General features: G+C 48.1%; 23 protein-coding genes. 6 read left to right on the top strand and 17 right to left on the bottom strand.

Annotated elements, in window-relative coordinates:
- Window positions 1–79: 79 nt before the first annotated feature.
- Genes sufB through sufC form a run of 5 tightly spaced genes read right to left on the bottom strand, consistent with a single transcriptional unit; the run spans window position 80 to window position 5,275 of the window.
- Window positions 80–1,477, bottom strand: coding sequence for a Fe-S cluster assembly protein SufB (gene sufB, locus POF51_RS17265; protein ID WP_017251432.1), 1,398 nt, complete (start codon window positions 1,475–1,477; stop codon window positions 80–82).
- Between the two features lie 39 nt (window positions 1,478–1,516).
- A complete protein-coding gene (gene sufU, locus POF51_RS17260; RefSeq protein WP_069848808.1) occupies window positions 1,517–1,954 on the bottom strand; it encodes a Fe-S cluster assembly sulfur transfer protein SufU in 438 nt (145 codons plus the stop codon).
- On the bottom strand, window positions 1,941–3,167 hold the full coding sequence (locus tag POF51_RS17255; protein ID WP_017251434.1) for a cysteine desulfurase: 1,227 nt from the start codon (window positions 3,165–3,167) through the stop codon (window positions 1,941–1,943). The genes sufU and POF51_RS17255 overlap by 14 nt, the downstream gene beginning before the upstream one ends.
- Window positions 3,167–4,465 carry a Fe-S cluster assembly protein SufD gene (gene sufD / locus POF51_RS17250; protein WP_069848810.1) on the bottom strand — a complete coding sequence of 433 codons (1,299 nt, stop codon included), beginning with the start codon at window positions 4,463–4,465 and terminating at the stop codon, window positions 3,167–3,169. Before sufD ends, POF51_RS17255 begins: the two co-directional genes overlap by 1 nt.
- Before the next feature lie 21 nt (window positions 4,466–4,486).
- Window positions 4,487–5,275 (bottom strand): Fe-S cluster assembly ATPase SufC, encoded by a 789-nt coding sequence (sufC, locus tag POF51_RS17245; protein ID WP_017251436.1) that lies wholly within the window; start codon window positions 5,273–5,275, stop codon window positions 4,487–4,489.
- Between the two features lie 281 nt (window positions 5,276–5,556).
- Between sufC and POF51_RS17240 the strand changes: the two genes are divergently transcribed.
- Entirely contained in the window at window positions 5,557–6,117 is a 561-nt protein-coding gene (locus POF51_RS17240; RefSeq protein ID WP_069848812.1) for a stalk domain-containing protein, read from the top strand.
- Between the two features lie 98 nt (window positions 6,118–6,215).
- Here the strand turns inward: POF51_RS17240 and pckA are convergent, their stop codons facing one another.
- From pckA to POF51_RS17215, 5 genes are all read right to left on the bottom strand, one after another.
- On the bottom strand, window positions 6,216–7,799 hold the full coding sequence (gene pckA, locus POF51_RS17235; protein ID WP_069848814.1) for a phosphoenolpyruvate carboxykinase (ATP): 1,584 nt from the start codon (window positions 7,797–7,799) through the stop codon (window positions 6,216–6,218).
- 292 nt (window positions 7,800–8,091) lie between these two features.
- The gene (locus POF51_RS17230; RefSeq protein ID WP_069848817.1) at window positions 8,092–9,234 is read right to left on the bottom strand and encodes a M20 peptidase aminoacylase family protein; all 1,143 of its coding nucleotides are present in this window, start codon (window positions 9,232–9,234) and stop codon (window positions 8,092–8,094) included.
- Between the two features lie 59 nt (window positions 9,235–9,293).
- The gene (locus POF51_RS17225) at window positions 9,294–9,641 is read right to left on the bottom strand and encodes an SCP2 sterol-binding domain-containing protein (RefSeq protein WP_244195727.1); all 348 of its coding nucleotides are present in this window, start codon (window positions 9,639–9,641) and stop codon (window positions 9,294–9,296) included.
- A 494-nt stretch (window positions 9,642–10,135) separates the two neighbouring features.
- Complete coding sequence (locus POF51_RS17220) at window positions 10,136–10,528, bottom strand: VOC family protein (RefSeq protein WP_007726371.1); 393 nt, start codon at window positions 10,526–10,528, stop codon at window positions 10,136–10,138.
- A 22-nt stretch (window positions 10,529–10,550) separates the two neighbouring features.
- Complete coding sequence (locus POF51_RS17215) at window positions 10,551–10,991, bottom strand: hypothetical protein (RefSeq protein ID WP_017251440.1); 441 nt, start codon at window positions 10,989–10,991, stop codon at window positions 10,551–10,553.
- Window positions 10,992–11,298: 307 nt separating this feature from the next.
- On the opposite strand from POF51_RS17215, the gene POF51_RS17210 reads away from it, so the two are divergent.
- A complete protein-coding gene (locus POF51_RS17210; protein WP_069848819.1) occupies window positions 11,299–13,353 on the top strand; it encodes a methyl-accepting chemotaxis protein in 2,055 nt (684 codons plus the stop codon).
- Between the two features lie 54 nt (window positions 13,354–13,407).
- On the opposite strand, the gene gcvH is transcribed toward POF51_RS17210, so the two are convergent.
- From gcvH to POF51_RS17180, 6 genes are all read right to left on the bottom strand, one after another.
- Window positions 13,408–13,788 carry a glycine cleavage system protein GcvH gene (gene gcvH, locus POF51_RS17205; protein WP_017251442.1) on the bottom strand — a complete coding sequence of 127 codons (381 nt, stop codon included), beginning with the start codon at window positions 13,786–13,788 and terminating at the stop codon, window positions 13,408–13,410.
- 59 nt (window positions 13,789–13,847) lie between these two features.
- A complete protein-coding gene (locus tag POF51_RS17200) occupies window positions 13,848–14,300 on the bottom strand; it encodes a redoxin domain-containing protein (RefSeq protein WP_069848821.1) in 453 nt (150 codons plus the stop codon).
- A gap of 33 nt (window positions 14,301–14,333) precedes the next feature.
- Window positions 14,334–15,524 carry an aminotransferase class I/II-fold pyridoxal phosphate-dependent enzyme gene (locus POF51_RS17195; protein WP_069848823.1) on the bottom strand — a complete coding sequence of 397 codons (1,191 nt, stop codon included), beginning with the start codon at window positions 15,522–15,524 and terminating at the stop codon, window positions 14,334–14,336.
- Complete coding sequence (locus POF51_RS17190) at window positions 15,521–15,886, bottom strand: arsenate reductase family protein (protein WP_026043314.1); 366 nt, start codon at window positions 15,884–15,886, stop codon at window positions 15,521–15,523. The genes POF51_RS17195 and POF51_RS17190 overlap by 4 nt, the downstream gene beginning before the upstream one ends.
- 133 nt (window positions 15,887–16,019) lie before the next feature.
- Entirely contained in the window at window positions 16,020–16,193 is a 174-nt protein-coding gene (locus POF51_RS17185) for a hypothetical protein (RefSeq protein WP_170831600.1), read from the bottom strand.
- A 47-nt stretch (window positions 16,194–16,240) separates the two neighbouring features.
- The gene (locus POF51_RS17180) at window positions 16,241–17,053 is read right to left on the bottom strand and encodes a DUF2797 domain-containing protein (protein WP_017251447.1); all 813 of its coding nucleotides are present in this window, start codon (window positions 17,051–17,053) and stop codon (window positions 16,241–16,243) included.
- 141 nt (window positions 17,054–17,194) lie between these two features.
- Between POF51_RS17180 and POF51_RS17175 the strand changes: the two genes are divergently transcribed.
- The gene (locus tag POF51_RS17175) at window positions 17,195–17,896 is read left to right on the top strand and encodes a polysaccharide deacetylase family protein (RefSeq protein ID WP_017251448.1); all 702 of its coding nucleotides are present in this window, start codon (window positions 17,195–17,197) and stop codon (window positions 17,894–17,896) included.
- Between the two features lie 57 nt (window positions 17,897–17,953).
- On the opposite strand, the gene POF51_RS17170 is transcribed toward POF51_RS17175, so the two are convergent.
- Complete coding sequence (locus POF51_RS17170) at window positions 17,954–18,682, bottom strand: amino acid ABC transporter ATP-binding protein (RefSeq protein WP_083261665.1); 729 nt, start codon at window positions 18,680–18,682, stop codon at window positions 17,954–17,956.
- A gap of 177 nt (window positions 18,683–18,859) precedes the next feature.
- Here POF51_RS17170 and sppA point away from each other — a divergent pair, with 177 nt between their 5' ends.
- The 3 genes from sppA to POF51_RS17155 all read left to right on the top strand — a co-directional run bounded on the left by sppA (window position 18,860) and on the right by POF51_RS17155 (window position 21,474).
- Window positions 18,860–19,825, top strand: coding sequence for a signal peptide peptidase SppA (sppA, locus tag POF51_RS17165; protein WP_017251450.1), 966 nt, complete (start codon window positions 18,860–18,862; stop codon window positions 19,823–19,825).
- 30 nt (window positions 19,826–19,855) lie between these two features.
- Window positions 19,856–20,347 carry an RDD family protein gene (locus POF51_RS17160; RefSeq protein WP_069848826.1) on the top strand — a complete coding sequence of 164 codons (492 nt, stop codon included), beginning with the start codon at window positions 19,856–19,858 and terminating at the stop codon, window positions 20,345–20,347.
- Window positions 20,348–20,463: 116 nt separating this feature from the next.
- Window positions 20,464–21,474 carry a CAP-associated domain-containing protein gene (locus POF51_RS17155; protein ID WP_069848828.1) on the top strand — a complete coding sequence of 337 codons (1,011 nt, stop codon included), beginning with the start codon at window positions 20,464–20,466 and terminating at the stop codon, window positions 21,472–21,474.
- Window positions 21,475–21,526: the final 52 nt, after the last annotated feature.

Raw genomic sequence — 21,526 nt, 5'->3', positions numbered from 1 at the left:
GTTTCCCCTAATAAAGCAGGGGCAAATAAAAAATACGTGTCTGAACGAATCAGACACGTATTTACCCGTTAAAAAACGATTATCCAATAGAGCCTTCCATCTCGAACTTAATGAGACGGTTCATCTCTACCGCGTATTCCATCGGCAACTCTTTCGTGAATGGCTCGATGAAGCCCATTACGATCATTTCAGTAGCTTCTGCTTCTGACAAACCGCGGCTCATCAGGTAGAAGAGTTGATCCTCGGATACTTTGGATACTGTCGCTTCGTGCTCAAGCGTGATGCTGTCGTTCATGATCTCGTTGTACGGGATCGTGTCGGACGTGGACAGTTTATCCAGAATCAGCGTATCGCACTTGATGTTGGACTTGGAGCCTTCCGATTTGCGTCCAAACTGGGACAGACCACGGTAGGTTACTTTTCCGCCATCACGTGAGATCGACTTGGAAATGATCGTCGATGTGCAATCTGGCGCCAAGTGAATCATTTTCGCACCTGCGTCTTGGTGTTGTCCTTTTCCTGCTACTGCGATGGAAAGAACAGTACCTTTTGCGCGAGGTCCTTTCATGATAACTGCTGGGTATTTCATCGTCAGCTTGGAACCGATGTTACCATCGATCCATTCCATGTTCGCATCCGCGTAAGCAACCGCACGTTTGGTAACGAGGTTGTATACGTTGTTGGACCAGTTTTGGATCGTGGTATAACGGCAACGAGCGCGTTCTTTTACGATGATTTCTACAACAGCAGAGTGCAAGGAATCCGTGCTGTAGATTGGAGCTGTACAGCCCTCTACATAGTGAACGAAGGAATCTTCATCCGCGATGATCAGCGTACGCTCGAATTGACCCATGTTCTCGGAGTTGATGCGGAAGTATGCTTGCAGCGGAGTTTCCACTTTTACGCCTTTTGGAACGTAAATGAAGGAGCCACCTGACCATACTGCCGAGTTCAGTGCAGAAAACTTGTTGTCTGCTGGAGGAATCACTGTCGCGAAGTATTCCTTCACGATTTCTGGGTGCAGTTTTACTGCGGAATCCATGTCGCAGAAGAGAACACCCAGTTTTTCCAGGTCTTCCTGCATGTTGTGGTAAACAACCTCAGATTCGTACTGAGCAGATACACCAGCGAGGAATTTTTGCTCTGCTTCTGGAATACCCAGCTTATCGAAGGTTGCCTTGATTTCTTCTGGTACCTCATCCCAGCTACGGCCTTGCTTTTCAGAAGGCTTTACGTAGTAGGTGATGCTGTCAAAATCGAGGTCATCCAGGTCGCCGCCCCATTTTGGCATCGGCATGCTGTTGAAGATGTCCAGCGATTTCAAACGGAATTCCAGCATCCAAGCTGGCTCATCCTTGATCTTCGAAATTTCTTCGACGATCTCGCGGGTCAAACCCTTTTTCGTACGGAATACGGAAACGTCTTTATCGTGGAAACCGTACTGATACTCCTGTATTTCTGGGCCTTTAACAGCCATCGTTGCTCACTCCTTCGTGTTCATATCCCTTACCCATCACTATTCCTGCTCTGCCTGTTTGACGCCTTGCTCCAATGCTTTCCAAGCCAATGTCGCGCACTTGATTCGTGCTGGGAACTTGGCTACACCAGACAAAGCTTCAATATCGCCAAGATCAATCGAGTCATCGATATCTTTACCTTGCATCATATCGGAGAATTTCTGTGACAGCTCCAGTGCTTCAGCAACTGGTTTGCCTTTGATCGCATCCGTCATCATTGATGCAGATGACATGCTGATCGAGCAGCCTTCTCCGAGGAACTTGGCATCTACCACCTTGCCATCCTCCACTTTCAAGGAGAGCGAGATGCTGTCGCCACAGGTCGGGTTATTCAAATTTACAATGAGACCTTCGGATTCTTCCAGCTTCCCGCGGTTGCGCGGTTTCTGGTAGTGATCCATAATGACGCGGCGGTATAAATCATCAAGAGAAGACATTGCCGAAATACTCCTTCGTCTTCTTCAAGCCCGCGATCAGCACATCTACTTCTTCTTCTGTATTGTACAGATAGAAGCTTGCCCGAGCGGTAGCCGTCACATTCAGCCAACGCATCAGCGGTTGTGCGCAGTGATGACCGGCACGAACTGCGATTCCGTAGCTGTCGAGCACCGTCGCCAAATCATGCGGATGTACCGTATCCAGGTTGAATGTAATTAAGCAGCTGCGATCCTGCTGTGGGCCGTAAATCTTCAGTCCTTCAATCTCGCGCATTTGTTCCATCGCGTATTTCACGAGATGTTTTTCATGACGCTCGATATTGTCCATTCCGATCTCTTCTAAAAAGTCAATCGCTGCTCCCAATCCGATAGCTCCTGCGATGATCGGTGTACCTCCTTCAAATTTCCAAGGAAGCTCCTTCCACGTGGAGTCGTACATATCCACATAGTCGATCATTTCTCCGCCGAACTCCATCGGCTCCACACGCTCCAGCACCTCACGCTTGCCATACAGGACACCTACGCCTGTCGGACCAGCCATCTTGTGCGCGGAAAACGTATAAAAATCGCAATCCAAATCCTGAACGTCGATTTTCTTGTGTGGAGCACCCTGCGCTCCGTCCACAAAGAGAAGTGCACCATGCTGATGGGCGATTTGGGCAATTTCCTTGATTGGGGTAGTATCCCCCAATACGTTGGAAACATGGTGAATGGCAACGAGTTTGGTATTGTCCGTAATCGTTTCCTTAACCGCTTCCAGAGTAACGGTGCCGTCCTCTGCCAGCGGAATGAACTTAAAAGTCGCTCCGGTCGCCTTGGCTGCCTGCTGCCAAGGAATGAAATTGGCGTGATGCTCCACCAATGTGGTCACGATTTCATCTCCCGGCTTAAGGAACATGCGAGCATAGCCATACGCTACCGTATTACAAGCAGATGTCGTACCACGCGTAAAGACGATTTCTGCGGCTTCACGGGCGTTGATGAAGGCGCGAACTTTTTCACGCGCGCCCTCGTACCCATCTGTCGCTATGTTGCCCAAGGTGTGCACGCCACGGTGCACATTGGAGTTATACTCCCTGTAGTATTTAGCCATCGCCTCAATAACCTGAATCGGTTTTTGAGAGGTTGCACCATTGTCCAAGTAAACGAGCGGATGTCCGTTTACTTCCTGGTCAAGGATGGGAAAATATTTCCGAAGCTCCTTGGCGTTCATTAGCCTAACTTCCTTTCAAGCGCCTGACGGAGTCTGTTTTTCACTTCTTCTACTGGAATCTCAGCGACAACTGGCTCCAGGAAGCCGAGAATGATCAGACGTTCTGCGCCTTGACGGGAAATACCACGGGACATCAAGTAGAAGATAGACTCTTCACTAAAACGTCCTACCGAAGCTGCGTGACCCGCTTTAACGTCATCCTCGTCGATCAACAGGATCGGGTTGGCATCACCGCGAGATTTATCGCTCAGCATCAGGATGTTTTCCGCCTGTACGCCGTTTGCCTTTTCAGCGCCTTTTTCGATTTTCGTGATACCGTTCAGGATACTCACTGCTTCATCCGTCATAACAGCCTTGCTCACCATGTCAGACTCGGTGTGCGTGCCGATATGCTGAACTTGGGAAGTGAGGTTTTGGCGTTGGGAACCAGTACCTACAGAAATGGATTTGGTCTCTGCGATCGAAGCAGTTCCCTTGAGGATGGTGGTATTGTTGGCAACGGTATTGCCATCGTTCATCTCACCCAAAATCCATTCCATTTTTCCATCGCGCTCAACGGTTGCACGACGGAAGCTGTAGTCGTGAACGTCTACAGACAGAGAACGTACAGAAGCTACTTGCACAGATGCGCCCGCGCCTACATATACTTCAACAAGGCTGTTCGCAACCATGCTTTTGCCTTCGCCAGATACATATGTATCCACGTAGGTTACTTTGCTGTTCGCTTCTGCCACGATCAAAACATGTGGAGCCAACAGAGCGTTGTCGCCTGCGATTTCATACACAGCTTGCAGTGGAACATCTACTTCCACGTTTTTCGGAACGTAGAGGAATACGCCACCATTCATAACTGCCGTATGCAGAGCAGTCAGCTTGTGCTCATCAAGTGCGATTACGTTCAGCAAATATTTTTGCACGAGATCGCCATGTGTTTGCAGTGCATCAGCAAACGTCGTGAAAATCACGCCTTGTGCCTTCAGCTCATCGGATACTGCTTGAAAAACGGTAGAAGCATTTTTTTGTACCAACAGGTTTTTCACGCTGTCGACATCGATTTGTGCTTTTACCAAATCGCTGAGTTCATTCGCCGCTGCCACCTTTGCAGTGGTTTGGAACGGATCGAAATCAACGGTATTCCATTTATCAATCTTCGTTTTCTCCAAGGCAGGGAGCGCCAGCTCTCCCGCCGCCTTCAGTCCAGCGAGGCGCTTTTCCAGGAACCAGGCAGGCTCCTGATTAGCTTTGGAGTACTGGGTGATCGCCTCGGAATCGAAGCGTAGCTGTACATCCACACTCATTTCACTGCTGCCTCCTTCATCCTACACGTTGGCGTTTACGGTTTCGTCCTCGATGCCGAGCTCTTCCTTGATCCAGTCATAGCCTTCTGCCTCCAGGCGTTCAGCAAGCTCAGGACCACCGGACTTCACGATACGACCTTGCATCATGACGTGTACGAAGTCAGGCTTTACATAGTTCAGCAAACGCTGGTAGTGCGTAATAATCAAGAATCCGCGGTCTGCGGAGCGCATTTCGTTTACACCAGCTGCAACGATTTTCAATGCGTCGATGTCCAAACCGGAGTCGATTTCATCCAGAATACAGATAGCTGGCTCCAATAGCATCATTTGCAGAATCTCGTTACGCTTTTTCTCACCACCGGAGAAACCTTCGTTCAGGTAACGGTGGGAGAAAGACTCATCCATTTCCAGCGTGTTCATCTTTTTGTCCATCTCACGGATGAATTTCATCAGGGAGATTTCGTTTCCTTCGCCACGGCGTGCGTTGATCGCAGAGCGCAGGAAGTCAGAGTTAGTTACACCGCTGATTTCGGACGGGTATTGCATCGCCAGGAACAGACCTGCACGTGCGCGCTCGTCTACTGCCATTTCCAACAAGTCTTCGTCATTGATCAGCACTTCGCCATCGGTTACCTCATATTTTGGGTGACCCATCAATGTGGATGCCAATGTCGATTTACCGGTACCATTTGGTCCCATGATCGCGTGCACTTCGCCGCCCTTGATCTCCAAATTCAGGCCTTTGAGGATCTCTTTGTCCTCGATCTTGGCGCGAAGGTTTTTTATTTGCAAATGCGGTACTGCTGTCATCTGAATTCCCTCCATACACGTCAAAAGTGAGTTGGTAAATTCTCAATCCATTCTCAATAACTATCTTATAATAAGAATAATTATAAATCAAGGAATGAAACATATCTGTATTTTTTATATCATTATATTTAGAAAGTCCGTTTTTGCTCATGAATCCTTCCTAAATATTGTTGCTTCCGCAGCATTTTTCCCTATGTAACTTTTGGACATACGTTTCCGTCTAAATTCTAGGTAATTTTTTCAAAAAACACCACTGGATACCTAGAAAGGGATGGAGCATTTTGAAAAAGAGTAACAAGAAACTCGCTATTGGACTCGCTATTGTCTTACTACTTGTAGGTGGCACCACAGTCTTCGCAAAAACGGGCACAGAGAAAATACCTGCTCGTTTCTCCAACATTAAATTGATAGTCAATGACCAGGTCGTCAAAACGAAAGCAGAACCATTCATATATAATGGAAACGTTTATGCACCTGTAGCGACTGTTGCCAATGCACTCGGCATAAAGCAGGAATGGGACAATAAAACCCCTGCTGTCCGTTTTTCAGGCGCTGGCAGTAGCATTCCAGAAGCAATTGTCCAGCAGGCAAAAGACACCTTGCCGCTTCCTTGTGACCCTTCCGATGTAAAAGGCAGCTTGTACTATTGCGGACCAGAGAAAGAGGTCGTTTCCAAAGGTTATGTCAATCTGACAGGAATGAGTGATCAGGAGTTTCTCGTTATGTATCGCTATCACACTATTGAAGGGCTCCCTTGGGAAGCTTACCTGACTCTTTTCCGTCAGTCAAATGGAAAAGTTGTCCCAATCAATACCTCGAAAGTATTCGATGGCAGCAAGTAACGGATGAGCTAAAAACCGTCGGTCACTGACGGTTTTTTCTGTTTTCACGAAGAAAAAACGGATAGACCTTATTGTCTACCCGTTTCTTTCTTGTTCGATTACTTTACTTTAGGACCCGCATTCGCAATATCTGCTGCATTCGGGAATTTTTTCTCGAAGTTCTCAATGAAGCGTGCAGCCAGATCAGCCGCTTGCTTGTCGTATTCTTCCTTGTTTGCCCATGTATTGCGTGGTTGCAGAACTTCAGCAGGAACGTTCGGGCAAGAAGTCGGTACTTGTACCCCGAAAATCTCGTCAGCTACATAGTCTACTTTTTCCAGCTCACCGTTCACTGCTGCTGTTACCATCGCACGCGTGTAGGACAGCTTCATACGTTGCCCAACACCTACCGGGCCACCAGTCCAACCAGTGTTCACCAGGTATACTTGAACCTTGCGATCGTCAATCTTCTTACCGAGCATTTCTGCATATACTACAGGATGCAGTGGCAAGAATGGAGAACCGAAGCAAGTAGAAAACTCTGTTTGCGGAGCAGTTACACCACGCTCTGTACCTGCCATTTTGCTGGTGTAGCCAGACAGGAAGTGATACATGGCTTGCTCTTTATTCAGCTTGGAGATTGGAGGCAATACACCGAACGAATCGGCTGTCAAAAAGACGATGACATTTGGTTGCCCGCCCACGCCTGGAATCACAGCACCCGGAATTGCTTCCACTGGGTATGCAGCGCGTGTATTCTCTGTATATTTGGTGCTATCGTAGTCTGCTACACGAGTCGCTTCGTTTACGTCTACATTTTCAAGTACGGTACCGAACTGGATTGCTTTCCAGATTTGCGGTTCGCCTTCTTCAGACAGCTTGACGCATTTTGCATAGCATCCGCCTTCGATATTGAACACGCCATTGTCAGACCAGCCGTGCTCATCGTCACCGATCAAGAAGCGGTCCGGGTCAGCAGACAGCGTTGTTTTTCCTGTACCGGACAAACCGAAGAACAGGGCAACGTCACCGTCTTTACCTACGTTCGCAGAGCAGTGCATCGAGAGTACGTTGCGCTCTGGAAGCAGCATGTTCATGACGCTGAAGATCGACTTTTTCATTTCGCCAGCATACTCAGTGCCACCGATCAATACTGTCTTTTGCTCAAAGCTCATCACGATGAAGGTCTCGGAGTTTGTTCCGTGTACCGCAGGATTGGCCTTGAAATTAGGCGCATAAATAACCGTGAATTCTGATTCGTGCGCAGCCAGTTCTTCTTCGGACGGACGGATGAACAGCTGACGTGCAAACAGGTTATGCCATGCGAATTCGTTCACTACGCGGATTGGCAGGCGATAGGTTGTATCTGCACCCGCAAAGCCATCGAAGACAAACAGTTCATCTTTTGATTGTAAGTATTGGAGCACGTCTTGTTGAAGTGCTTGGAATTTTTCAGTACTGATTGGTTGGTTAACCGGACCCCAGTTGATTTTATCGTGTACGGAAGCTTCGTCCACCACAAATTTGTCCTTTGGCGAACGGCCGGTAAACTTCCCTGTTAGCGCATTGAGCGCCCCCTTATCGGTCAAAATCCCTTCGCCACGCTTCACTGCCATCTCAACAAGATTAGCTACAGGTAAGTTATGATACACTTTTGTAGCTCCAAGAATGTCAGTAAGCTTTTGAACCGTATTGGTTTCCATGTGTGAACGATCTCCTTCCCAAAATGTGTATCATTTATTGTGACTTTCTAATTGTCGCTCGATTTGTAATTAGTATATCACATTTAGCTAAATAAGCTACATAATTTTATAATCTCTCATGGAGAATGTGTGAATAACCCTCCTCATGCGTATTATTCCCCAACAGCAGTATTTTGTCCACAAACCAATCAGTCTATCGACTATACGGGAAGTACACAGAGACATTTTCCCCACAAAAAGAGCAACACCAAGAGTTTACTCCCTTAGTGTTGCTCTCACAAGGCATAAAGATTTACGTATTTTCAAACGTTTTTACGACTGTCTGACACAAAATCGCCACACCTTTTTCCAATGCAGAGCGGTCAAAGTGCATCAGCGGATGATGCAGCCCTGGCACCAAATCACATCCAAGAGCCAGCATCGTCGCCTTGATATGAGGGCGCTCCACCGTATAGTAGTGGAAATCCTCCGCTCCCGGACTGACAGGAGCCGCTCGCAAATTCTCTTGACCGAGCACATCTACGATCGCCTGCTCCATAAATGCCTTCGCTTGATCATCGACCTCCGCCGCCACCATGCGAGAACCGGACTCTACCTCTATGCGTGCCTGAAAAGACTCCTCGACTCCGTTAATCATTTGACGAACGCGATTCTCGAGGGTCTCCATCGCCTCATTCGTCTGCGCTCGCAGATCGAGAGCAAAACGCGCCTTGTCCGGAATAATGTTGTAGCTCTCTCCCCCGGCTTGCAGCATGGTCATTTTAACGGTAGCAGGCACCATCGGATTGATATGTATATGCCCGAGTCCAGAAATAATGGCTCCCGCTACTTCTATCGCATTGATCCCGAGATGCGGTCTCGCTCCGTGCGCAGCCACTCCTGTGATTTCTCCGTAAAGGAACATAGCTGCTCCATTGTAAATAGCGGGTCCCGCGGTTCCATTTGCCATCTCCTGAATCGGTCTTAAGTGAACACCGTACAAATAATCGATGTCATCGGCGACACCCTTCTCCACCAGCTTCAATGCTCCCGTTCCTTTTTCTTCTGCTGGTTGGAACAAAATTTTTAACGTTCCCGGCGGTTGATATCCAGCGGCAACCAATGCTTCTACCGTTTCCACGATCAATGTCATATGGGCGTCATGACCGCAGGAATGATTCGCGCGCCATTCACCGCCCACTTCTTGCCAGAGAGCATCGATATCTGTGCGCAAGCCAACAACTGGCTTCCCTTCGCCCCATTCAGCCACTAATCCTGTACAATCGTCAAAAGTCGTAACACGCAGTCCCAAGGCACGCATGCGCTCGGCCAAATAACGAGTCGTTTCTACTTCCTTCCAGCTTATCTCCGGATTCTCATGCAGATGACGGAATGTTTCGGCAATAGCATCTTTACGTGCGGCAACCGTCTGTTGCAACGACTTAACAGTAGACATTAAAGCGCCTCCTCCAAAACCGTTTCTTCCTATTATATCACACTGCCCTAATAGACAGTTCACCGACAGGTCAGTCGCAAAATGGCATCGAGCTTCAATTGGTCACGCAATGGCCCTGCTATTTGCACCTTTTCTTTGGCGAGCGCATAGACGAGCTCATCGCCGCCAAACAGCATGTGCATTTGTTTCTCCGCTCCCCTGATGATCAGATCGGCAGACTGCTCTTCTGTCCACACATCCCATGATGCAACGCCTTTTGCTATCGTCAATTGCCACTGTGACGGTGAATCATCGACCACAATTCCGATCCTGCGCTCCCATCCTGCTGTTATGAATCGCAAGTGTGCTTTTCCTTGCAGTCTCTCGCCCAGTTCAAAAAGCAGTCTGCCCATTCCGATCATCTGCATTCCACCCCTCTCTTCCCAATTGGGTTCGTGGCCTGTCAGGTCGAATCCTTTGGCGAGGAATGAGAGTCACTGTCGGCTGTTGTCAGGGGAGCCATCTTTTTCTCGACATTTTAGAAAGACCTTTAAAGAAGGCTTTGAGTCAACATAGTGGAGGAGAAGAAAAAGCACAGTTCTCTTGACTCTGACACGCCAAGGGGGATTCACTGGCCGTCTCCACTTAAAAAAGGGGACCGTCGAGCCAAAGCCACCCTACGGGCGGAAGTTTCTCAAGGAAGAAGTGTTCGACAAGCGTGGTCCCCTTTTTTAAGTTCCGACTGGGGAGGCTTCGTCAAGGTCTACGAGCCCTGTGCTTTTTCTTCTCACCAGCTTTGTTTGTTCATCGGAACCTTCTAAAACTAAAAAAACATCCACAACCGCAACCCCTTTTTCCGCACCACAGTAGTGAGATGGCAAATAAAAAAAGCATCCGCTTTACGCAGATGCTTCCTGAAACACTACTCATCAAACTCGTCTTTATCGAGTCGCACCTCAAGGTGGTGACCATCGGGTGTCTCAAAATACAAATTATAGCTAGTAGGCTGTGTAATTGGGCCACGATAGCAAATATTCTCTGCCTCCAGCTTATCGACCAGATAGTCCAGCTCAGCTCGGCTTTGCACAGAGAAGGCGAGATGATCGACCTGCCCTACGCCGCCTTTCCCAGCTTCCCCGCCATGAGGATGAAGACCGATCCGTGTGTATGTGCCAATTTGAAAGTAGACAGGTGCTCCTTCCGTCATATTCTCTTCCGGGATAGGGACTTCCAAAATGTCCTTAAAAAAACGAGCTACCTTCACAACATCACTACAATTCAATGCGATGTGGTGAACGGCTTTCAAATGAAACATTCACACTGCCTCCCACGTCAACTCAGGTCATGCGCTCTTGTGCGACATTAGCTTTTCTTTTATTGTACTGCTTCAATCGCTCACTTAACCGTCTTAAACGAATCATCAATGCTTCCCGCCAATCGTCATCCTGTAACTCCTTGGCGACTCCGAGCAGATCAAGTGAAATATCGATCTGCTGCTTTAATACTTCGGCGAAGCTGGCCGCTTCATCCGTCATGGTACAATTCTCAAACAACTCGGATGTATTGTCAACACTCACAAAGTCAGCAAAATCCACTTCTGGAGCCTGATCTCCCTGAGCATATTCTACTAAAATTTCGTATTCTCCCTCAATACCGGGATGAACCTCAATTCTGTCACATACAGGACAAAACATGATGGGGACATTGTGTACAAGCGTTTTATAATGACGGACTGAGCCTACGGAACCTACCATTCCAGCACCACAACAAAAACTCATATAGTCTCCCTCCCTATTCGCCAAATGAAACGTCCATGTCCGTTTCTTGGTCGAAACTTCTGTCTGTATCCGCATTGTAGCTTATATACCCATTAACACTCCACCCGCAAATGATACCAATGAAGGAAATCGCATAAAGATTTGGTTTATCTATTTTACTCGATTTACTTTGATTTCTGCAACATTTTCTGACTAGCGTGAATATTTTCCCTCATTTGCCTAAATCCATCATACAAGATAGTCTTAATCTATCCGATAATAAGGAATAATAATCGTTTTAGCAAAAATTCAAAAGGAGAGCGGTTTCATGTTTCGTTTCAAAAGTCTTCGTGCTCGGACTCTGACTATTACCCTTCCTGTCATTATCTTGACACTTTTGCTCGTTGTGGGTATCGGTTTCTGGTTCTCTGTCGACCAACTGAACCAGGAAATTGAGGACAAAATGAATTATCAACTAGATATGGTCGGCAGCAATGTGGAAAAGCAACTGGAAGCCCACAGCAAGGTAACCCTGAGTATGGCTCGCTTTATTGAAATGGCTCCTATTACAAATTCGCTGGAGCAGTTAAATTCCCTGCTGTCCAAAACCGTTCTCATTAATGACACGACGGTTGGAATGGGAATTTTCATGGAACCTTACGCTTTTGACCCGAACAAAAAACTCGTTGCTACATACGGGGCAAAGACTGACGGCAAGGTTAACATTACAGATGAATACAGCAGCGACTCCTATAACTATCCAAATCAAGACTGGTACAAGGTCGGCATCACGACCACAAAGAAAAGCGATTATTCAGAGCCGTACTTTGACGAAATTTCCAAGGTGTCAATGGTGACGGTAGTCGCTCCTTTTTACACCCCGGATAAAAAGCTTCTGGGTGTGGCCACAGACGATATTACCCTCACTGACGTGGAAAAGCTCGTCTCTAGTACAAAAGTAGGCGAAACAGGTTGGGCCTTTTTGGTGGATCAAAAAGGGAGATACCTCGCTCATCCTCAATCAGACAAGCTGATGAATCATTCCGTTCAATCTGACGAGAATGCTTCCTTGGCAGCAATAGGTCCTTCTCTTCTAGAAGAGAAGTCAGGCATGAAGACGTTTAACGATGAAAACGGCATCAATCGTGTTTATTTTCAAGAGCTCGGAGATACAAACTGGACAATCGCTCTCGTTATGCCAGAAAAAGAAATTGCAGATCCTCTCTATGACTTGTTCTTTGAGCTTTGTACGGTGAGCCTGATCGGTCTGTTGATCATGATTGCTGTCATTTATTCCTTCAGCAAATACCTGACCAAACAAATCGAGCGAGCCAACCAGCTGTCGCAAGCCCTCTCCAACGGCGATTTTACTGCTTCCATGGATATTCAGACAGCCGATGAGATAGGGGTTATGGCAAATCGCTTCAACTCCATGACGGCAACCTTGCGCGAAACGCTGGGTCAAGTCAGCTTCAACGCTCAACAGGTTGCTGCTACGTCTGAGCAATTGATGGCAAGTGCGGAACAGACGAGCAAAGCAACAGAGCAGATCGCTCAATCCGTTCAAGAAATTGCCTACGGTACTGAGCAGCAAGTGGATGCGACTGTTCAAGGCTATGAAGTCATCAACGAGATTGCCGTACACATTGAAGCGATGGAAAAAGGAATTGAGGATGTAAATCTCTCTACACAAGAAGCGAACCGCCAAGCCACAGATGGCAATCAGATGGCAGCTAAAACGGTCGAGCACATGGATGTGATCCATAGCCAGATGGCCAAGACCTCTACCATCGTCAATACGCTAGGCCAGCGCTCCCAAGAGATTGGAGAAATGATCTCACTCATCACGACGATCGCCAATCAAACCAACCTGCTCGCTCTGAACGCCGCTATCGAAGCAGCTCGCGCCGGAGAACAAGGACGAGGCTTTGCAGTTGTAGCCGACGAGGTGCGCAAGTTGGCCGAGCAGTCCAGCTCTGCCGCTGAGCAAGTCAGTCACATCGTCACCGTGATTCAGCAGGACACAGGCTCAGCGATCGCGGCAATGAATCATGGCGCTTCTATTTTGGGAGAAGGCATGACACTCGTTCGCTCAACAGGAAATGCATTTGAGCAAATTACTGGCTCCACGTCAGGGCTGCTCGACCGTATGAATGAAGTGACAACAGAAATGAGCAAGATCAGTCAGCAAATGCAAACGATTGTATCTGCAATAACGCATATTACACAAATCGCAGAACAATCAGCTGGCAACTCTCAAACAGTTGCAGCAGCAGCGGAAGAACAAACCGCTTCCATGGAGGAAATCTCTTCGGCTGCAACGATGCTAGCGAAAATGGCAGAAGAGCTAAATGATGCAGTACGAACATTCAAGCTGGAGTAGTCCATCCCTAAATAAAGAAAAGCCGGAGCATAAAAGCCCCGGCTTTTTTGTTTCCTATTCTTTTACCATCGCTTCGTATTTGTCTGCATCCATCAGCTTGTCCAGCCCAGCTGCATCAGACAATTCGACGACGATCATCCATGCTTGCTCGTATGGCGAGGAGTTAACCAGTTCAGGTGCATCTTCCAGTTCGCCATTTACTTCTACTACTTTACCAGTTACAGGAGCGTACAGCTCAGAAACGGTTTTTACCGATTCCACGCTACCAAACGGCTCATCCTGTTGGATTGTCGTGCCTACCTCAGGCAATTCGACAAACACGATGTCACCCAGCTCTGATTGAGCAAAAGAAGTGATTCCGATGTACGCCTTGTTTCCTTCTACTCGCACCCACTCATGCTCTTCACTGTAACGTAGATTTTTCGGGAATTCCATCGTTTACATATCCTCCTATCGGGTACAATCCATTACACATACATAATTAGACGAACATTCTAGGATTCCTCTTCGATCCCCAAAATTCTGAACAAGCGTTTTTTTACCAGTTGGAGACCCTTCTCTCCTGCCTGAAAATGACGTAACTGAAGAGCCTCGTCAAACAAATAAAAAGCGGGGACGTATTCATTCTGGAATGCATCGGCTGTCCCTCTATCATTATCGATTGCAATAGGGTGTGTCAAATGTTGTTCTGCAATCGCCTTCTTGATCATCTCGATGTCTGTATCTTTTTCCGATTGAGGCATATGAATTCCAATGACTTTCAAACCGTTAGCAGCGTATTGATCTCGCCATTCGTTTATGCTTGGCATCGATTCCTTGCACATGTAACAACTGACGGACCAGATATGCACCAAGACAGGACTTCCAAACAAATCAGCTTTGGTTACTTGCCCGTTGATCCACTCTGTAATCCCAGGAAAGTCAGGCATTTCTTCGTGCAAACGCATGAAAGCTCATCCCCTCTTTTTTGACTTCAACCGCTACACACTTGTTTTCATGCGAAGAATCCCGGATTGATCGATGGCAGCCACAGCCTCTAACAAGATTTCGGGAGGTTGAACGAGAGCAATTCGTACATACCCTTCTCCTTCTTCGCCGAAGGCACTTCCCGGAACGACCACGACTCCGGCTTTCTCCAGTACAGCGAAGGCAAACTCTCGTGACGTCCAGCCGTTCGGTACAGCTGCCCAGACGAACATGGTCGCCTTGGGAGATGGAATGCTCCATCCTGCCTGTGCCAATGCCCCTAGCAGCACATCACGCCGTTCTTGGTAAACGGGTGCGACTGTGTTTTTCCCACCCGATTCCCGATCCCTTCGCAAAGCCTCAATGGCCATTTGCTGTACAGGCAAAAAGACGCCGTAATCGATATTGGATTTGACAATCGCAAGCGGCTTGATGATGTCTGCATTCCCTACAACGTAAGCGATCCGGCAACCTGCCATGTTGAAGCTCTTGGAAAACGAATTAAATTCAATTCCTACTTCCTTCGCTCCTGGCACTTGCAAAAAGCTCGGCGCTTGGTAGCCGTCAAACACCATTTCCGAATAGGCCAAATCATGAACCACGATAATGTCAAAACGCTTGGCAAAAGCCACGACCTCTTCAAAAAAGGCAAGGGTAGCGACCGCGGAAACCGGATTATTCGGATAGTTCAGAATCATGAACGTTGCACGAGTCGCTATCTCCTCTGGAATGTCTGTCAGCTTTGGCAAAAATTCATTTTCTGCCCGCAGAGGCATCCGGTAAGGTACCGCTCCCGCCAAATGAACACTGCCTTCGTAGATTGGATACCCAGGATCAGGTACGAGGACGATATCTCCAGGATCGGTCCATGCCAAAGCAAAGTGAGCCAAACCATCCTGTGACCCCATCAAGGAATGAACCTCCCCATCAGGCGCCAGCTCCACCCCAAAACGATATTGATACCAGCGGGCGACCTCTTCTCGGAAGGCCGCCGTTCCATCGCTCAATGGATAGCGAAAAGCAGTTGGTTGCTGGATGGCATAGATTAACGTTTGCAGTAGCTTCTCGTCAGGCTGCTGATCAGGACTGCCGATGCTCAAGTCGTATACCGTTCTTGTTTTGGCAACTTCCCTTTTGCGAGCCTCCATCTCTGAAAAAATGTCGGCGGAAAGATGGTTCAGTCTGTTGGAAGGTTGGCGCATCATGCCTTCCCTCCCCAAGCCTTCTCCAGCTCTTCTTCTTTGAAACCAAGGGTTACCGTACGATCGCTTGCGATAAGAGGCCGTTTGATCAGCTTGCCATTGGAAGCCAACAGCTCAAGCATTTCATCCTCTGACATTGTAGGAAGCTTGTCCTTCAAGCCGAGCTCGCGGTAATGAACACCACTCACATTGAAAAACTTGCGCAAATCGAGACCGCTTGTCTGCCAAATTTGACGCAGCTCCTCTTTAGACGGCGGTGCATCAACAATCGGAATTTCTTCGAAGCCAATATGTTGATCCGTGAGCCATTTTTTCGCTTTGCGGCATGTATCACATTTGTTGTATAGGTAGGCTTTCGTCGTCATATTCATTTCCTCGCTTTTTCGTTTCTGTCATTTATTTATTGTATAAGAATTGGTAAACGTGTAGCAAACAAAATACGACAGCCGTCCCTCTCTTCTGGCTGTCGTCATACGTTTCCTTCTCATGTGGTATCTGTTATTCGGTGCGCTCGGCCTTAGCATAATCTTTCTCATTCGTCTGGTCAGGATTTACCTGCCACATTTGCGAAAGCGGCGAGAAGGGCACCCCTAATTGCTTGGCATTCTGGTCTTCCTCAGCCTCAGCCAGTGTCCCGGTTAAAGGCATGGTATACTCAATATGCTCATCCATCTGCCCATCCTCCTTCACATGTCCTAGTGTGAGGAGTTTGCACGTCATTATGCAGACGGTTTTGCTTTGATCTCGACTTGGTAGCCAGCGTGCTTTCTCGTCTGGAATACACCATTGTCAAAAATCAAATACTGTGCTTTCACACCGATCAATCGCCCGCCGAGCTGTTCTTCTTTATCGAGTGTCTTGGAATTAATTTTATCTAGTGACTCCAAGATCGGATAGGCAATATCTACCCATTCGTCCTCGCGATATTGGAATGCTTTAAACTGTTCAGGAAAATGACCGTACACTTCGTCACGCATGGCGAGCAAGTCAATTTCCTTCACATCTCCCTTGAGCATTTTGCGCCAGTTGGTCTTGTCCGGCAAAAACTGACTCAAATGGAATTCAAGCTCCCCAGCCATCCGACGAGTGGGAAGCTCCGCAATCGGAATCGCGCGAATCGCACCTTGATCCACCCAGCGTCTCAATTCATTATGCTTGCGAGTCAATCCTACCTTTATATCACTCGATACTGCCAGATAGACAAAATGAGGAATCATGCAATATCTCTCGCCGAAGCTCTCGTCCCGGCAAGTCCCCAAGTCAAAATGACATTCATGCGGCTTGACGATGCACAAGTCATTTTCTGGCAGTTTGGTAAAACAGGGATAGCAATACCCGCTGTTAAACGTCTTGTTTGTTTTGCGACCACAGGCAATGCAATTTTTTTCGCCCAAAAACGAAATCGTCAATTCACTGCCCAGCCATTCATTAAGCGGAAGGCGATCTTCACCGATATTCAAATAGTAGTCTACCGGCTTGTCCCCTCCATGGTACTCGTGTGTTAGTCCTTGCAAAATACCGCGGAGTTCCACCAAACTCTCTCCTCTCCTATGTACGGTTCTTCCATTTTAACATAACCGCCACCTACTCTGACCGCTGTTTTCTTTTGGTAGCATGTTTTCCCTGGCAGGAGGTGAACCTAATCACATCCCAGAAGAAGGAGGCGATTGTTCATGCGCAAATGCATACGGTACGCCTTGCTTTTCGCCTGCCTTCTTGGCTACGGCACCCTACCTACCTTTGCCCAGCAAACACTACCTTCGTATGAGCCGATCCACAGAATCGACACAGAGAAAAAGGTCGTCGCCCTCACTTTTGATGATGGGCCGGATGCTATCTACACGCCCAAAATTCTTGAGGTGCTGCACCAGTACAATGTTCGCGCTACGTTTTTTGTCCTTGGCTCACAAGTGGACAAGCATCCAAAGGTCATGCAGTGGATTTACAAGGCCGGGCATGAAATCGGCAACCACGGCTACCACCATTTTGACCTGAACAAGCTGACCGAGCATGAAGTGTACGAAGACATCAAGCATGCAGAGCGCTCCATTTTGAAGACGACCGGCATTTTGGCGCAATACTACCGTCCCCCCTACGGCATCCTGACACATGACGTCATGAATGCGGTTCAATCCAGTGGCTACGACATCATTCACTGGTCCATTGATCCTCGTGATTGGTCTTTGGCACGCACGGCTAATGTCATTGCCAAAAGCGTCAAAAGCAATGTCTCCTCCGGGGATATCATCCTGTTTCATGATGGGGGTCTGAACCAACGGCAAACAGTCGCTGCGCTTCGGGAGCTCATCACGGATTTGCGTTCGCAGGGCTATCGGTTTGTCACGGTCAGTCAATTGTTGGATGCAGCAAAATAATACGGCACCAGTGCCTCGTTTTTCATGAAACGAAACGAAGCAACTGGTGCCCTTTTTTTACGCCAATACCTTGCCCAAGAACGAGCGTAAGCGATCGTTACTGCTGTTGCCAAAAACCTCGCTGGGATGACCTTCTGCCATGATGATACCCTGATCCATAAAAATGATGCGGTCGCCCACTTCCTTGGCAAAATTCATTTCGTGTGTAACGACTACCATTGTCATGCCTTCTTTGGCTAAATTTTTGATGACGGCAAGCACCTCTCCTACCAGCTCCGGGTCTAGGGCGGATGTCGGCTCATCAAACAGCATAACCTTTGGATTCATGGCGAGCGCCCTTGCGATTGCGACTCGTTGCATCTGCCCGCCAGACAGCCGCTCGGGATACACATCGGCCTTATCCTGGAGCCCCACCTTCTGCAAGAGAACCAAGCCTTGCTTGCGGGCTTCTTCCTGGGACATTTTCTTCACTTTTACAGGGGCCAGCATGACGTTTTCCAGCACCGTTTTATGCGGAAAGAGATTAAAGCGCTGAAAGACCATCCCGACCTCTTCTCTGACTTTATTAATATCGGTCTTGGGGTCTGACAAATCATGTCCGTTGATGACAATCCTTCCGCCGCTCATTTCCTCCAGCTGATTCAAGCAACGTAAAAACGTGCTCTTGCCCGAGCCAGACGGACCAATGACACAGACTACTTCCTTTTCTGCTACCTGAGTCGTAATGCCTTTCAACACTTTCAGATCGCCGTAGTTCTTCGTCAAATCCGACACCTGTATAATCATTTGTCTGTCCCCCTATTGCGATAAAACAAGCTTGTAGTTCTTGTGATTTCATTTTACCGCAATAGTCAAAAGATTTCATGAATTTACTATCAGCCTACCTCATTCCCATTTTTTCCAGTGCTAGTCCTATGCGTAACTCTGCCCTCGACGGCTCATGCTAAGTGTGAGGTGGTTTTCATGCATCGAAAAAAATGGGTCGCGCTCGTAATCGTACTGGTCGTTTTTCTATTAGGGCTTTTGGTGGAGGGTATTTACGGGACTTATACAGATCTCGTCGACCATCCTGGGTTCGCTTGGGAAGAAAATGTGGTATCGGGCTATGGCAACAGCAAAATTGTGCAGCTATTTGTAAACGGCGTTATTTCGGGGCAACAAAATAACGCCGGGCTGCCTTCGATGACGGAGCTATTGACTGAACAGCTACGCCGAATTGAAGAGGATGAGATGGTGAAAGCCGTGGTCCTTCGCATTGATAGTCCAGGGGGAGAGGTCGTCGCTACCGATGAACTGCACAGACGCTTGCTGCGACTCAAGCAGGTTCGCAATCTTCCTATTGTCGTCAGCATGGGTTCCACAGCAGCCTCAGGCGGCTATTACTTGGCCACAACAGGCGATGCGATTTTTGCCAATCCCAACACACTAACCGGCAGCCTCGGCGTCATTTTCAATCTGTTTAACTATAGTGAAGCTGCGAACAAGCTAGGTGTACATCAATACGCGATCAAAAGCGGACGCTTCAAGGACATCGGCAGTCCAGCCCGGCCACTGACGGACCCAGAACGGCACATTTTCCAAACACTCGTCAACGAAAGCTACAACAATTTCGTCGACGTCATCGTCAAGGGCCGCAACCTCTCCCGTCAACGCGTGCTGGAAATCGCTGACGGCCGTGTCTATTCCGGTGAGCAAGCAAAACGCTTGGGGCTCATCGATGAATTCGGCGATTTGGAGGAAGCGACACGCTATGCCCTCTCTTTGTCTGGAGAAAAAGAAGCCATGGTCATACGCTATGCGGACCAACTCTCCATCAGCAAGCTGTTATTCAGCATGAAGCAGTATTGGTCGAATCCTGATCCGCTTGGTCTCAATCGAATATGGGACCGCCAAAGTTCACCTCGCCTGCTGTATCAGTTCATGCCTTAGCCTGTTAAAACAAAAAAGGAGTGGCTTCTTATGAACCAGCTTCCCGACGAAGAAAAAGCACATGATCCTGATTCCCTTGATCCATATTCAGAAGCCCAACCACAACATTTGTATGCTGGCTTCTGGATTCGTGTGGTGGCGTCGCTCCTTGATTCGATGTTCTTGATCGGCATTAGCTACCTCATTTTCAATCCATTACGACGTTTTTTTGCCGTTCCATACGCCTCTTTTCATTTCATCGATTTGGTAGAGGCGTTGTTTGATCTCCTCTATATGATCTTGCTGACCTGGTGGACCGGACAAACCTTGGGAAAGCTGATCATAGGCATCCGTGTCATCAGTGCCAGACAGGCGCGAGGCAATCTGTCTGGCGGACAGGTATTTTTACGAGAAGTCATCGGCAAATTCGTCGCTTCACTCGTATTCGGACTGGGCTATCTATGGGTTGCATGGCACCCACGTAAGCAAGGCTGGCATGATCTGATCGCCAAAACGTATGTCATCCGGGATCGTCGACCATAACCTCCGCTCTATAGCGGGGGTTTTATTTTTGCATCCTTGGTCCCTATTTTTGTAGGAGCTTCCTGCCGATACCATTACCAACAAGGCAGATCCTATCCAACCGAGGAGGAAGATACATGCGAAAACAGAAAGTAACCAGCATCCTCGCCCTGAGCCTTTCGCTGGCTCTGCTCGGCCACGTTGCCCCTGTCCTTCCTGTTTCAGCTGCATCTGCTGCCCCTCAAGCAGCAGCCGTTAAAACGAATGTCGTCTATAACCTTCAGCTAGGAATGAGCACAGCACAGGTAGAACAAACAGTAGGCAAGCCTGCCCGCATTGATCCAAGTCATACGGGCGTGGAATGGTGGATTTACAATCAAGATTTGAACAACTATATTCAAGTCGGCATGCAAAACGGCAAAGTCGTGACGTTGTTTACCAATGGAGCCAGGCTGAATCTGAATGGCATCACGATTGGCTCTACTACAAAAGACCTACAAAACAGCTGGGGTGCACCGCAAAATACGCTGACGATCAACCCGAGTCTGCGTATCCAAAAAAATACCCTTACTCATCCGACCTATCTCCAAAACAATCAGGCGATCACCTTCTCTATCGATCAGCTGGGTGGAAATAAGGTCGCAGGGGTGCGCATCTCTACTCCTGAGCATTTTGCCACTATTGCGATTGGCTTGATGTATCCCATTTCCTATACGAAATTACCTGAACTGCCGAAACTGACAGACGCACAGATGAAGCAGGCAGCGCTCGCATACGAGAAACAAAATTTGGACTTGCTCAACGTGGCAAGGCAACGTGCCAAGCTGCCCGTTATCACGTGGGATGAACAAGTTGCAGCAGTGGCCAGAGCACACAGCCAAGACATGGCCCAGAATAACTTTTTCAACCATACCTCCCCATCTACGGGAAGTCCGTTTGATCGTTTGAAGCAAGCCAGCATTCGTTACAGCGCAGCTGGTGAAAACATTGCCTACGGACAGCTAGACGGGATCGAAGCCCACATGAGCTGGATGAACTCCGCAGGGCATCGTCAAAACTTGCTCTCTCCAAATTTCAAGCAGCTCGGTGTCGGTATCCTGATCAAAGATGGCCGCCCATATTTCACTCAAAATTTTGTCACCCGCTAACACTACAGCAAAAAGACACGCCTTCGTAAGTGGCGTGTCTTTTTTTCGTGAA

It is taken from the genome of Brevibacillus sp. AG, assembly GCF_028369215.1.
GTDB lineage: Bacteria > Bacillota > Bacilli > Brevibacillales > Brevibacillaceae > Brevibacillus > Brevibacillus porteri.
This window is presented reverse-complemented; position numbering and strand designations above follow the sequence as displayed.

Bases quoted from the DNA above. Each gene is read 5' to 3' on its own strand.
- sufB (WP_017251432.1), bottom strand. From the start codon at position 1,477: ATGGCTGTTAAAGGCCCAGAAATACAGGAGTATCAGTACGGTTTCCAC.
- sufU (WP_069848808.1), bottom strand. From the start codon at position 1,954: ATGTCTTCTCTTGATGATTTATACCGCCGCGTCATTATGGATCACTAC.
- POF51_RS17255 (WP_017251434.1), bottom strand. From the start codon at position 3,167: ATGAACGCCAAGGAGCTTCGGAAATATTTTCCCATCCTTGACCAGGAA.
- sufD (WP_069848810.1), bottom strand. From the start codon at position 4,465: ATGAGTGTGGATGTACAGCTACGCTTCGATTCCGAGGCGATCACCCAG.
- sufC (WP_017251436.1), bottom strand. From the start codon at position 5,275: ATGACAGCAGTACCGCATTTGCAAATAAAAAACCTTCGCGCCAAGATC.
- pckA (WP_069848814.1), bottom strand. From the start codon at position 7,799: ATGGAAACCAATACGGTTCAAAAGCTTACTGACATTCTTGGAGCTACA.
- POF51_RS17230 (WP_069848817.1), bottom strand. From the start codon at position 9,234: ATGTCTACTGTTAAGTCGTTGCAACAGACGGTTGCCGCACGTAAAGAT.
- POF51_RS17225 (WP_244195727.1), bottom strand. From the start codon at position 9,641: ATGCAGATGATCGGAATGGGCAGACTGCTTTTTGAACTGGGCGAGAGA.
- POF51_RS17220 (WP_007726371.1), bottom strand. From the start codon at position 10,528: ATGTTTCATTTGAAAGCCGTTCACCACATCGCATTGAATTGTAGTGAT.
- POF51_RS17215 (WP_017251440.1), bottom strand. From the start codon at position 10,991: ATGAGTTTTTGTTGTGGTGCTGGAATGGTAGGTTCCGTAGGCTCAGTC.
- POF51_RS17210 (WP_069848819.1), top strand. From the start codon at position 11,299: ATGTTTCGTTTCAAAAGTCTTCGTGCTCGGACTCTGACTATTACCCTT.
- gcvH (WP_017251442.1), bottom strand. From the start codon at position 13,788: ATGGAATTCCCGAAAAATCTACGTTACAGTGAAGAGCATGAGTGGGTG.
- POF51_RS17200 (WP_069848821.1), bottom strand. From the start codon at position 14,300: ATGCGTTTGCACGAAGAAATGCCTGACTTTCCTGGGATTACAGAGTGG.
- POF51_RS17195 (WP_069848823.1), bottom strand. From the start codon at position 15,524: ATGATGCGCCAACCTTCCAACAGACTGAACCATCTTTCCGCCGACATT.
- POF51_RS17190 (WP_026043314.1), bottom strand. From the start codon at position 15,886: ATGACGACGAAAGCCTACCTATACAACAAATGTGATACATGCCGCAAA.
- POF51_RS17185 (WP_170831600.1), bottom strand. From the start codon at position 16,193: ATGGATGAGCATATTGAGTATACCATGCCTTTAACCGGGACACTGGCT.
- POF51_RS17175 (WP_017251448.1), top strand. From the start codon at position 17,195: ATGCGCAAATGCATACGGTACGCCTTGCTTTTCGCCTGCCTTCTTGGC.
- POF51_RS17170 (WP_083261665.1), bottom strand. From the start codon at position 18,682: ATGATTATACAGGTGTCGGATTTGACGAAGAACTACGGCGATCTGAAA.
- sppA (WP_017251450.1), top strand. From the start codon at position 18,860: ATGCATCGAAAAAAATGGGTCGCGCTCGTAATCGTACTGGTCGTTTTT.
- POF51_RS17160 (WP_069848826.1), top strand. From the start codon at position 19,856: ATGAACCAGCTTCCCGACGAAGAAAAAGCACATGATCCTGATTCCCTT.
- POF51_RS17155 (WP_069848828.1), top strand. From the start codon at position 20,464: ATGCGAAAACAGAAAGTAACCAGCATCCTCGCCCTGAGCCTTTCGCTG.